This window comes from Rhizobium sp. Root1334 (genome assembly GCF_001426665.1).
Classification (GTDB): domain Bacteria; phylum Pseudomonadota; class Alphaproteobacteria; order Rhizobiales; family Rhizobiaceae; genus Pararhizobium.
On record NZ_LMEY01000013.1, the window covers coordinates 43,476 to 55,389 of the forward strand.

General features: G+C 57.7%; 9 protein-coding genes and 2 pseudogenes. 2 read left to right on the forward strand and 9 right to left on the reverse strand.

From position 1 onward, the window contains the following. Positions 1-30: 30 nt before the first annotated feature. The 9 genes and pseudogenes from ASD36_RS17355 to napE all read right to left on the reverse strand — a co-directional run bounded on the left by ASD36_RS17355 (position 31) and on the right by napE (position 8,613). On the reverse strand, positions 31-786 hold the full coding sequence (locus tag ASD36_RS17355; RefSeq protein WP_060511365.1) for an MBL fold metallo-hydrolase: 756 nt from the start codon (positions 784-786) through the stop codon (positions 31-33). A 329-nt stretch (positions 787-1,115) separates the two neighbouring features. Next, a pseudogene (locus ASD36_RS17360) lies at positions 1,116-2,542 on the reverse strand (ISNCY family transposase). Positions 2,543-2,723: 181 nt separating this feature from the next. Beyond that, complete coding sequence (locus ASD36_RS17365) at positions 2,724-3,734, reverse strand: IS30 family transposase (protein WP_060511367.1); 1,011 nt, start codon at positions 3,732-3,734, stop codon at positions 2,724-2,726. A gap of 246 nt (positions 3,735-3,980) precedes the next feature. Next, the gene (locus tag ASD36_RS17370) at positions 3,981-4,676 is read right to left on the reverse strand and encodes a NapC/NirT family cytochrome c (RefSeq protein WP_060511391.1); all 696 of its coding nucleotides are present in this window, start codon (positions 4,674-4,676) and stop codon (positions 3,981-3,983) included. Between the two features lie 7 nt (positions 4,677-4,683). After that, positions 4,684-5,187 (reverse strand): nitrate reductase cytochrome c-type subunit, encoded by a 504-nt coding sequence (locus ASD36_RS17375; RefSeq protein ID WP_060511369.1) that lies wholly within the window; start codon positions 5,185-5,187, stop codon positions 4,684-4,686. Further along, positions 5,154-7,661 (reverse strand): periplasmic nitrate reductase subunit alpha, encoded by a 2,508-nt coding sequence (gene napA, locus ASD36_RS17380; RefSeq protein ID WP_060511371.1) that lies wholly within the window; start codon positions 7,659-7,661, stop codon positions 5,154-5,156. The genes ASD36_RS17375 and napA overlap by 34 nt, the downstream gene beginning before the upstream one ends. Next, positions 7,658-7,924, reverse strand: coding sequence for a chaperone NapD (locus ASD36_RS17385; RefSeq protein WP_060511373.1), 267 nt, complete (start codon positions 7,922-7,924; stop codon positions 7,658-7,660). Before ASD36_RS17385 ends, napA begins: the two co-directional genes overlap by 4 nt. Continuing rightward, entirely contained in the window at positions 7,917-8,483 is a 567-nt protein-coding gene (gene napF, locus ASD36_RS30220) for a ferredoxin-type protein NapF (RefSeq protein ID WP_347360135.1), read from the reverse strand. Before napF ends, ASD36_RS17385 begins: the two co-directional genes overlap by 8 nt. Continuing rightward, on the reverse strand, positions 8,422-8,613 hold the full coding sequence (gene napE / locus ASD36_RS17390; RefSeq protein ID WP_060511379.1) for a periplasmic nitrate reductase, NapE protein: 192 nt from the start codon (positions 8,611-8,613) through the stop codon (positions 8,422-8,424). Before napE ends, napF begins: the two co-directional genes overlap by 62 nt. Before the next feature lie 703 nt (positions 8,614-9,316). Here napE and ASD36_RS17400 point away from each other — a divergent pair. Both ASD36_RS17400 and ASD36_RS17410 read left to right on the forward strand, forming a co-directional pair. Beyond that, positions 9,317-10,591: pseudogene (locus tag ASD36_RS17400) on the forward strand (IS1182 family transposase). Positions 10,592-11,093: 502 nt separating this feature from the next. Then, positions 11,094-11,612, forward strand: a complete 519-nt coding sequence (locus tag ASD36_RS17410; protein WP_060511393.1) for a hypothetical protein — start codon at positions 11,094-11,096, stop codon at positions 11,610-11,612. Positions 11,613-11,914: the final 302 nt, after the last annotated feature.

Here is an 11,914-nt window from a genome sequence, read left to right on the forward strand (position 1 = left end):
CACTAAAAGGATAGGAGAGAGGCGGGCCGATCAAGGCCTGCCGAGTACCACCGTCTCGCCATCCGCTGGGATCACAAGCCGCGAGGGCGCGATACCCTGTTCCGTTGCGGCGTGGCGCAGATCCTGGCGGGTGATCGTGGCGTGATCGAGTGCTTCCATATGGGTGGCGATGACGATTGCGTCCGGCGCTGCCTCGCACACCGCGACCGTCTCCAAGGCGTCCATGACAATGAGGTCGCCATCCCAGCGCGCGCCGCAAGAGTGGGTAATGATGATATCCGGCTTGGTGTCGCCGATCACCGCCGCCACTGGCGGGTACAGCACCGTATCGCCAGCCCAGTAGATCGAAGGCTCGCCCGCCGCCTCAAGGCTGAACCCCATGACCGAGCCCATCAGTTCGACCACCGGCCCAAGGCCGTGGCTGCCCTCGCGGCGCGTCAGCGTCAGGCCTTCCCACGTTGCACTGCCGGTCAACGGCGTCACGTTGGTAAACCCGGCCTCGCGGATCGTTGCCTCATCGCCCGGCTGACAGAAAAGCGACAGATGTTTCGGCACGCGCTGCATGGCAACGCTATCGAAATGGTCGTCATGCAGATGCGATACAATCACCAGCTCGACGCCATCCAGAATATTCTCGATCCCGGCCGGAAGCTCCACCATCGGATTGGGCGACCGGCCGGTAAACGATGGAAGACTGTGTTTCGGCGCCAAGTAGGGATCAACCAGAACGGTGCGTCCGGCATAGTCGAGCTTTAACGTGGCATTGCGGATCGACTGGAGTTTCATACGGGTTTCCTGACGAAGGACTGGCGGAAAAATCAACGCCCATCGTCACGAATGCAGTGATAAAATCAATCCCGAAAACGGCTGTCGTGGTGATGACGGTCGCACTTGGAAATAGATGCTGGTGCTGTCACAGCTATTTAAAGATGAGACAAAGTAAGCAATTTAGAGACGCGGCACCATCCTATTCGTTATTACTGATTTTGCAAGATTCTATATTTGCTGATACACAGACGTAAGCCGCCGCCCGGGTGAGCTGGTCGGGGTTGCGTAGGCCGGGCGGTGGCGGATAGCTCCAGCTGGAAGAGTAAACTTTAGCTTTGACACCCCGATCAGTCCGCCGCTTTCAACTGCGCAAGGGCTTGCTGTCGCCGGGCGATTACCACTGGATCATTGGTAAAATCCGTCCTCCTGCCAGGCTTGGTGCCGCGCTTTTGGTAGCCATTGGCTGTACTGCCGTCGCGAATGCCGAACATATGGTCGGTCTGACCGGTGCGGCGTGGTCCACTCTGGCTGCGCTGTTGCTCACGTCCGGCCTGCATCTCGGCCACCAGGGCCAGCATGTCATCAAGCCGCTTGTTCTCAACCACCTCGGAGCGGTGCACCGAGCGCAGCGTGTCGAAGGTTTTGTAGGGCAGGGACGTCCCCTCGTGGGTGATCTCGAGGCGACCATCGGGATAGTCGCAGACAACGACCTTGTTACCGGCGAGCGTCTTGGCGAGATCCGTCGGATCGAGGATGAACAGCACCTTGTCATAGCGCAGCGTCAGGGCCTGTGACAGCTTGCGCACTTCCTTGCGGCACATGGCGCGATCGAGGTTCTCATGCGCGGCAAACGACCGATGCATGTCCTTCGGATTGCGAGGCTCCTTGCCAAAGCGGCGATTGAAGTCGGCCATGAATTCCGACGCATAGGCATTGGCCGCCGCGATCGTGTCGATGCCACGCAGCCGTAACTCCTTCACCAGCCGATCCTGCAGCGTCTGGTTGGCACGCTCAACGCGCCCTTTGGCCTGCGGGCTATTGGCGCAGATGATGTCGATGTTGAGCTCATAAAGCGCCCGCCCGAATTGTGTCAGGCCGCTGGTTCTGTCCTGCTGCGAAGCATGGGTGGTGCGGAAAACCCCATGCTTGTCGCTGTAGAACGCGATCGGCTTGCCCCATTGCTGCAAGTAAGCCTTCGTCGCGTGCAGATAGTCGAAGGTGTTCTCCGAGCCGGCAAAGCGCAGATGCAACAGCTTGCCGGTGGCATCGTCGATATAGACGAGCAGGGCGCATTTGGGACCGCGATTCTCAAACCACCAGTGATGCGACCCATCAATCTGCACAAGTTCGCCAAAGCAGTCGCGCCGGCCGCGCGGCTGGAAAACCCGCTTCTTGCGTTCGCGGCGCGACACCCAGATGCCGGCTTCCATCATCCAATGACGCAGCGTCTCCTTGCTGACCGCAATCCGGTGGCGCTCGAGCAGCTTCTCGGTGGCCAGGGTCGGTCCGAAATCCACGTAATGCTCACGCACCAAGTCGAGCACCAGGTTGCGGAAGTCCTCGCTGTGACGCCGGTTGCTCGCACGGCCGCGTTTCTTCGAGACAAGACCATCGGCGCCGGCCAGGTCATAGGCTTGCAACAGACGGTGGACCTGACTGCGGCTGAGACCGAGCAACCCAGCCGCCTCGACGACAGTCAGCCTCCGGCCCGAATCTGCTGGATTAGTTCAAGACGATGCAATTCCTTCTGAGACATAACAATCAAACAAGACATGACGACTCCGAACACAGATGGCCTCGACCACGATGCACGTCGCTTATCTTGCTTCCCAATGCTGACGTTCGACCAGCATCCCAAGAGGCGACGATTGTCGCGTCTCTAACTAGCCTATATGTCGCATTTCTAAAATGCCGTGTGAGTTCATGCTGAACCGCGACCTGCGGGCTTCGAGAGGCTAACCGGTGCGTCGGCCTTGCGCGAGGAGTTTCTGGCGGAAGACTTCGGCGGGTGTTTTGTAGCCGAGGCATTTGCGTGGTGTGGCGTTCAGGTGATTGCAGATCTTGGTGAGATCGCGGTCGCTGAGGGACAGAGGATCCACCTCTCTCGAAAGCCATTTCCTGGCCCGTCTGTTGGTGTTTTCGACGGTTCCCTTCTGCCACGGGGATTGTGGATCGCAGAACCATGTCTGTGCGCCAATACTCGCCTGCAGGTAGGGCCAATCGGTGAATTCGGTGCCACGGTCGAAGGTGATCGAACGACGGGCGAGGTGAGGGAGGGACTGGAGAACCTGGATCAGGCCATCCATCACCGGCCGTGATTGCCGGTCATTGTTGCGCAGGAAGACGGCGAAGCGACTGACCCGTTCGACCAGTGACGTCACATTGGCCTTTCCGAACTTCTTGCGAAACTGGATGAGATCGCACTCCCAATGCCCGAACTGTTTGCGCTCGGCGACGGCGGCTGGCCGGTAGAGAATGTTGACATCCGGAGTGAAACGTCGGCCATGGCGGCGCCTGGCATGCCGCGGCCGACGTCTGGCACGGTGCTCCGGCAGATGTCGCCATAGCTTGATCGCCTGTCCGTCTGAGGAATAGGCGAACTTGTAGATCGTCTCATGGCTGACGGAGATCGGGTGACGCTCAAGCTGCAATCGACCAGCGATCTGTTGCGGCGACCAGCCATGTATGATGCGCTCAATCACCGATTGGCGCAGATGCGAGAACCGGGCAAGTTTGCGCAGCTTGGCACGCCGTTCTCGCGCCATGTCATTGGCCATCACGCTGTAGTAGCCGTTGAGGTCCGGCATCTCACCATCTTCGAACGTATTGCGGCGCAGCTCACGGAAAATGGTCGAGCGGTGTCGATGCAGTTTCTCGGCGATGACGTCAACACTGATTCCAGTCGCACGCCAGCGCGCGATCTTGCGGCGTTCATCCAGATCAAGCTGGGAGTAGGTGCGTTTCATGTATCGTTCCTTGCAGGGGATAAACCGTTGTTATCTATTGCAAGTCGCACTTCATCCTTGAACCCACCCCGCTACAAAAGAAGATCACGTAATCTGAATTATGGAACTAGAGAAGGAAGCTCTCAACCCAACACACAGTTAAGGGTAGAAGAATTTGCGCTCGGTCGGCGTCTCAGGGCCGTGCGACTCCTCGCGTTGACGTCCGCCACTGCACATTCGGCGCAGTTCCGTGTGGCCAACCGAACTTCAGAACATCCCCGCGTGAGCATCCGCTACGAACTTTCGCAGCTCCTCGACAGGTGAATCTTCGGCCATCTTTTTTCCCTCGAGTTCTTTCGGCATTTTCCAGCCAGGATCGATGCCTTCCATGTTCGGCAACTCGTGGGCAATCCCCTTATGGCAATCGATGCAGGTGGCTTTTCCCGTCAGGAGGTATCGCGTGTGGATTTCAGCGGCCCGCTGGGTCTGCTTTTGCAAATCCATCGCCACCGAAGAGTGGCAGTTGCGGCATTCCAGACTGTCGTTGGCCTTCATGCGCGCCCATTCGTGCTGCGCCAGTTCAAGACGGTGCTCAAGAAATTTCGATCGCGTGTTGATCGTCCCGAACAGCTTGCCCCACACCTCCTTCGACGCCTGCATCTTGCGGGCGATCTTGTCCGTCCACTGGTGGGGCACGTGACAATCGGGACAGCTCGCGCGAACCCCTGAACGGTTCGAGAAGTGAATCGTGCGCGTCAACTCCTCGTAGACGTTCGCCTTCATCTCATGGCATCCCGTGCAGAACTTCTCGGTATTGGTCACTTCGAGGGCGGTGTTGAAAGCGCCCCAGAACATGACGCCGCCGATGAAGCCACCAAGGGTCAGAAACCCCAGCCCAAGCGTCACGGCAGGCGTGATCATGATACCCCATGCCCACAGCACGACTTTCCGTATCCAAGCGATCATGGCCTCACTCGCTTCCCGCTGGCTTGAACCCAAGTTCGCTCATGTCTTTGAAGGTGCTCGGAACCAGCGACTGGACGTCTGCCTGGGGGACATGGCACGCCGTACAGAAGTACCGCCTCGGGGAAACGTCTGCGATCATCTGCCCCTCGCGCGTCATGTAATGCGTCACGCTGATCATCGGTGCACCCGAGTCTTGTGTGAATTCGCGCTTGTGACAGGTCAGGCATCGGTTGGCGTTGACCGACAGTTCGTAACCCTCGATCGAATGGGGAATGATCGGAGGCTGGTCCGGATAAGCGCGCATCTTCCGTTTATCGTCGATCACCCATTTCGGGAGGACGGCCGTCGCTCCCGATTCCATGGCATGGGTCTGGCCTTCGAGCTGCGGGACGTTCTGCGTCGCCACCTGGGCGATCGCCGCGGTCGCGATGAACACGAAAAGGCCGCCCACGATTGCAGTCCATTCGGGGCGCATCAGACGACGACCGGTAGAATCTTGACCGCGCATTTTTTGAAATCCGTCTGTTTGGAGATGGGATCAGTTGCGTCGAGGGTTACCTTGTTGATTAGCTGGCTGGCGTCGAACCAGGGAATGAAGATCACGCCCGATGGCATCCGGTTTCGACCTCGGATGTCTATGCGGGTGCGTATCTCGCCTCGGCGCGAAACGATACGGACCTCCGCACCCTGGTTGATGCCACGCTTTCGGGCGTCGTCAGCATTCATAAAACAGCGTGCGCCGGGGAACGCCTTGTAGAGCTCCGGAACCCGCATCGTCATCGATCCCGAATGCCAGTGCTCGAGAACCCGCCCCGTCACGAGCCAGAAATCGAACTCTTCATCGGGCGATTCCGCAGGTGGTTCGTAGGGCACAGCCAGAATGACCGCCTTGCCATCCTTTTGTCCGTAAAAGTTCACGCCTTCGCCCGGCTTGACGTAGGGATCGTATCCCTCCCGGTACCGCCACTTCGTCTCTTGCCCGTTCACAACGGGCCAACGCAGTCCGCGAACTTCGTGGTAGACGTCATAGGGTGCGAGATCGTGACCGTGTCCCCGGCCGAAAGCAGCGTATTCCTCGAAGAGGCCCTTCTGGACGTAGAACCCGAAGTCCTTGGACTCGTTGTTGTCGTACTCGCCGTTGATCTCGGTGAGCGGGTAGCGATCGACCTCACCATTGCGGAACAGCACGTCGAAAAGCGACTTCCCCCGATGGGTCGGGTTGGCGTCGAGCAGCTCCGGCGGCCAGACGTCTTCCGTCACGAACCGCTTTGAGAACTCCATCATCTGCCAGAGATCGGATCGCGCCTCTCCGGAAGCCTGCACCAGCTGGTGCCAGACATGCGTCCTTCGCTCGGCGTTGCCATACGCGCCTTCCTTCTCCACCCACATCGCGGCGGGCAGAATGAGGTCGGCGCTCATCGCCGTGATGGTCGGGTAGGCATCGGAGACGACGATGAAGTTGTCAGGATTTCGATAGCCCTGATATGTCTCGTTGCTGTTGTTCGGCGCGGCCTGAACGTTGTTGTTGCATTGGACCCAGTAAAAATTGAGTTTGCCATCCTTCAACATCCGATCTTGCTGAACGGCATGATATCCCGGCTTCTCGGGGATGATGCCGTGCGGGATGCGCCAGATTTCTTCCGCATGCTTGCGATGTTCCGGATTGGTGACAACCATGTCAGCAGGCAGCCGATGCGCAAAGGTGCCCACCTCGCGCGCCGTGCCGCATGCGGAAGGTTGTCCGGTTAGCGAAAACGGGCTGTTGCCTGGTTCGGAAATTTTTCCGGTGAGCAGATGTATGTTATAGACCATCTGGTTCGCCCAGACGCCGCGGACATGCTGGTTGAACCCCATCGTCCAGAGCGACATGACCTTCGTTTTTGGATCGGCATAAAGCTCCGCCAGCTGTTCCAGAAACTCCGGCTCGACCCCCGTCATCTCCGCCGTTTTCTTCAGCGTATATTCGGAGACGAACTCCTTGAAGGCATCGAAGTCCATCGGTTCGGTCTTGCCGGGATCGGCCGAGTTTGCGGCATTCACTTCTTTCGGATCATCGGGCCTCAGCCCGTATCCAATATCGGTCACGCCGCGGGCGAACTTGGTATGCTTTTCAACGAACGCAGTGTTCACGCGCCCCGTCTGGATAATGTGGTTCGCGATGTAGTTCAGGATAACGAGATCGGTGCCCGGCTTGAAGATGATCGGGATATCGGCCAGATCCATGCTTCGGTGCGTGAACGTGGAGAGTACCGCAACCCGGACATGATCGTGGCCGAGACGGCGATCGGCGACGCGTGTCCACAGGATCGGATGCATCTCCGCCATGTTGGAGCCCCAAAGCACGAACGCGTCTGCGTTCTCGAAGTCGTCGTAGCACCCCATCGGCTCGTCCATGCCAAAGGTACGCATGAATGCAACCGCGGCCGATGCCATGCAGTGGCGCGCATTGGGATCGAGGTTGTTCGAACGGAACCCGGCCCGCATCAGCTTCGTCGCTGCATAGCCTTCGAATATGGTCCATTGGCCGGAGCCGAACATGCCGACCGCTGTCGGACCTTTCTCCTTCAGCACGCGCTTCGCCTGCTGCGCCATCACGTCGAAAGCTTCGTCCCATCCGACTGGTTCGAATTCGCCGTCCTTGGCGTAGACTCCGTCGCGCTTGCGAAGGAGCGGGGTCTTCAACCTGTCCTCGCCGTACATGATCTTCGAGAGGAAGTACCCCTTGATGCAGTTGAGGCCGCGGTTGACCTCAGCCTGCATGTCACCGTGCGTGGCGACGACCTGCCCTTCCTTCACGCCGACCATAACCCCGCACCCGGTGCCACAGAAGCGACAGGGAGCCTTCGACCATTTGATCTGGAGCGCGCCTACCCCGCCGGGAACTGGCTGGGCTGCGGCGGGCAGTGAAATTCCGGCCGTCGCCGCGGCGATGCCTGCAGCATGGGCTTTTAGAACCTGGCGTCGGGTCAGTGCTTCGGTCATCTGTCTGCGCTCTCCGTTTCGACATGTTCGAAAACCATGTTTGCCGCGATGACACCGTCAAAAAGGGATATCCTCGACAGGCAGTCGCCCATCATCCCGGTGCTGGTCCCCTCGATGACAAGTACTATCTTTCCGCGCTCGCAGCCGTGGACTTCGACGTTTTCCATCCGGTCAAGCTCTTCCAGGACTTTGTCGGTGGCCGCGGGCATGGTGGCGACGACCGCGCTCGAGATGTGGTAGTAGGTGGACCGGAGTTCAGGCATCGGCAGCCTCCAATTGTCGAATTTTCACCGTTATCGCGCTGACAGGACAAACTCTAACGCAGGCCCCGCAACCGATGCAGGCGTGTTCGTCGAGGTAAGGTATGAAAGGCCCGCCCAGGCGCGGCTTGAACCGGATCGCGTTCTCGGGACAGCTCTCGCCGCACGACTGGCAGGCGATGTCGCGCTTTGCCAGACAGGCATCGGTTATCGATGCGAAATGGTCGAAGCGGAGGGCTCCCTCAGGTTCGAAGACGGGTTCAGGGCATGCCAGTCTGCACTCGCCGCAGAAGGTGCATTCGGCCGACGTGAAATCAAGCGAGGGTCGTCCATCGACGAGTTTTATCACTCCGGTGGGACAGCGTTCGACGCAGAGGCCGCACCCGGTGCAGGACTGGAAATTCGAAGAAATTGTGCCCGGAGGCCGAATTAGATCGGATCTTTTGGCGGTAGTGCCAAGGAGAAATGAACGTCGTGTGGAAGTTCCCTCGCGCATGACTCTAATGCCCCAAGGGGCCGGGAGGGCCGAAGACGATCTGCCACATCCAGACGGCAAACCCATAAGAGCCCACAACGCCCACAGCGATGATTGGCCAGATACCGAACGCAAGGACAAAGAATGTCAGCAGTTCGCTGCGCCTCCGGCGATGCGCCATCCCATTCGCCGAGTTCGCATTCACCGGATCGGACATGACGCGCTCCCACTCAATCTGCAGTGCATTCTAACGACGCAATAGATTAAATAAAGTGCAAAACAATACTTTTTATCGGGTGGTGGCCTATCCCGTGGAACAGGGTGTTACCTGCGACGAAAGGCCACTTTGCTGAAATCTTTTGCACGTCAGTTGCGTTTCTTACCTGTTCAACCAGCGAGTTAGTGAAAGCGCATACTGAATGATTGACTCTGGTTGGTTTGCATGGAAAGTAAATGCGGCATAGGTTGGCAGGTAAGTTGGAAGTTGGGACTGGCAGCGGTGTGGCAAGCGATTTACGTGGTTGAATTCCACAAAACTCTGTTTCGCTTTTTAACCAAGCCGTAATAGTTAGACTGACCCGCTCGTGCTGCCACCCCATTGCGAAAATGAGGGTGTGGGATGGTGCGTTAATCACGTTACCTGGGATTACATATTTTTCCCCTGCTTTTGCCTGCGACAGCCCCGACAAGGCAATAGCTCCGGTTGACCCGGTATCGCCCTTCTTCCTTTTCCAGGACATGTCGATCAGTTATTGGCATGAGTTCAATGCCGCCGAGCCCGGCATTGGCACCGGCATTCAGAAGGACATCATCAGCCTTACGCATTTCGACGCGTGGATACACTGGCCTTCCTAGGAGGCCGTCCACGATTTCGTTTGGAAGGGGTGGACGTTCAGGCTTTGATTTGATTCACTCCATTCATGAGCAAGAGTTTTCTCCCTTGGAATGTTGAGAAGGTATCGCTGTTTCCAGCGTCAGTTCTCGATTACGTGCCGCTGTCGCACCCCGCACACTTTGTTCGGGATCTGGTGCGCGATGAGCTGAACCTCGATGGGATTTATGTCTCTTATGAAGATGCGCGCGGAGCGCCGGCGTTTCATCCGGCCATGATGACGGGGCATTGTTGTTGTACGCTTACACGCAGGGCATTTATTCCTCACGGCGGATCTCGCGCGCTTGCGAAGATAGGCTCGATTTCCATGCAGTTACCGCGAGTTCGAAGCCTGATTTCCGGACGATTTCGGAGTTTCGCAAGCGTCACCTCAAAGCCCTGTCAGGCTTGTTCGTGCAGGTGCTGAAGCTGTGTGCGCAGGCGGGCCTGGTCAAACTGGGACACGTGGCGTTGGATGGAACAAAGATCAAAGCCAACGCCTCGAAGCATAAGGCGATGAGCTATGCTCGAATGCAGAAGGCAGAGATTGCCTTGGCCGCTGAAGTTGCCGGTTGGCTGAAGGCGGCCGAGCGGTGACGAGATGCCGGACTGGGTTGCCGACAAACAGAAGCGGTTGGCCAAGATCAAAGAGGCCAAGGCAGCGCTTGAGGCAGAAGCCAAGGCGCAGGCAGATGCCAAAGCAAAAGATAACGATGATGGTTCAGGCAACGGGCCGCGGCCCGGCCGCAAGCCGAAGCATCCTCCCGGTGAGCCCACGCCAAAAGCACAGCGCAATTTCACCGACCCCGACAGCCGGATTATGCCTGGTAGAGACGGGTTCATTCAGGCCTATAACGGGCAAGCGGCTGTGGACGCGACCGCACAGATAATCGTTGCACATTCGTTGTCGAATTCGCCCGCAGATGCGCCTTGCCTGGTTCCGCTTAAAGATGCGATCACGCTGAATATGGGGAAGTCACCCAAGGAGATTTCGGCGGACGCTGGCTATTGTTCGGAAGCAAACCTCGCCGCCCTCGAAGAACGTAAGATTTCCGCTTACATCGCAACCGGTCAGGCAAAGCGGCCGGCGATTGGAGGCAAGGTGGGCGGCCCGCTCACCCAGGCAATGCGTCGCAAGCTAAAGCTCGGCGGCCACCGAAGTCGCTATCGTCTTCGCAAGCAATTGCCCGAGCCGGTTTTCGGCCAGATCAAACAGGCGCGCGGCTTCCGGCAGTTTCTCCTGCGCGGTCTTGATAAGGTGCGAGACGAGTGGAGCCTCATTTGCATCGCCCACAATCTCACCAAGTTATGGGCGGCTGGGTAAGAAGCCCTCTCAAAAAGTGCGCTAACGGCGATGCAAGCGCGCTTGATGCTGCATCCGACTGCCTTCAATTGCCGCAACACAACAAACCTTTTCGCCAATGCTCATGCCGACAAAGGATCCGCGGACACAAAATCAATTCGTGGACGCGTTCCTAGGTTGCTCGGATAGGCCGCGCCGATCGTCACGAGCCATGGCTGACTTGTCACTTCGTAGGCCTCTTGGCCTGCCGCTTCGATGCAGAGCGCTGTCGTCGTTCGCGCCAGCGTTGAAAGCGCAGTATCGAAATCAGTTCCGTTTTCCATCTATAGGAGGTATATGTATGGTTGTGGTCGGTTCGGGCCATAGTTTTGTGGCTGAGGATCCTAACATCTTTAACCGGATTTTAGGGATATCCCCCAGGAAACGCGCCCAACGAGCTCTCGACCGTCTTGCATCTGGATATTTTTCTGACGCTATCTCTTCCGGCCATCACGACGGCAGAGCAATTCAAAAGGGGATATCAATGAAAACCTTCCTGACTTTCATCGCTGCGACAGCGCTCGCGCTTTCATCAGCAATGACAGCCTACGCACAAACTCCCGTTCCCACGGCAAACGACGCTCTTGTCAAATATGGAGAGGTCGAGGGCTGGACCGTGTACGCAAACCAGACCCGCGGTGATTGCTTGATCGTGCGTGATTTTGGTCTGGGCTCGGTGCAGATGGGTGTCACCGTAAATGAGGAGGTAGGATACCTTGGTGTATTCACCAAGGCTGATCTCGGCCTTCAGAACGCGGCCAAGTCGGAAGTCTTCGTTTCGATCGATGGCCACCTCTATGCTGGGATCGCCACCGCTACCCACGGAGAACTCAAGGGCGGATATTCTGGCGGCTACATCCTGTCGGACGACCCGAATTTCAAACGCGACCTGGCTAAGAAATATGAAATGCTCGTGTTTCCTGAAACCAAAGGAGCGTTTGCGGTCGACTTAAAAGGGACATACAAGGCAATGGCGTTGGGGGCCAAGTGCCTCAAGCATTGACCGCGTGTGAGCGTCGCCGAAAAGTAACCCACCGCGCCGCTCAGCCTGACCCAAGATTCAGCTAATCGGCGAGCGGCTGCCGCTGGCCTGGTGCCGGATGAAATGATCGAGGCAGTCTGGATTCTGGGTCGGAAAGGCCGCGAAGTGGCGCCGTGATGAAATCTGCGACAAGGGCATCCGCATTGTGAAGTCTTTTTTCAGCTTAGAGGCTGCCTCAAAAAGAGGTGGGTGATTTCAGTAGGTTATGATTCCTTCGGATTTGCAAAGATTCGATGGAGTTCACGATGGCCTGGACCAAAATC

Coding starts and splice junctions, on each gene's coding strand:
- ASD36_RS17385 (WP_060511373.1), bottom strand. CDS start 7,924: ATGCCTGAACTCCGGTCCACCTACTACCACATCTCGAGCGCGGTCGTC.
- ASD36_RS17365 (WP_060511367.1), bottom strand. CDS start 3,734: ATGAAACGCACCTACTCCCAGCTTGATCTGGATGAACGCCGCAAGATC.
- ASD36_RS17410 (WP_060511393.1), top strand. CDS start 11,094: ATGAAAACCTTCCTGACTTTCATCGCTGCGACAGCGCTCGCGCTTTCA.
- napF (WP_347360135.1), bottom strand. CDS start 8,483: ATGGGTTTGCCGTCTGGATGTGGCAGATCGTCTTCGGCCCTCCCGGCC.
- napA (WP_060511371.1), bottom strand. CDS start 7,661: ATGACCGAAGCACTGACCCGACGCCAGGTTCTAAAAGCCCATGCTGCA.
- ASD36_RS17375 (WP_060511369.1), bottom strand. CDS start 5,187: ATGCGCGGTCAAGATTCTACCGGTCGTCGTCTGATGCGCCCCGAATGG.
- napE (WP_060511379.1), bottom strand. CDS start 8,613: ATGTCCGATCCGGTGAATGCGAACTCGGCGAATGGGATGGCGCATCGC.
- ASD36_RS17355 (WP_060511365.1), bottom strand. CDS start 786: ATGAAACTCCAGTCGATCCGCAATGCCACGTTAAAGCTCGACTATGCC.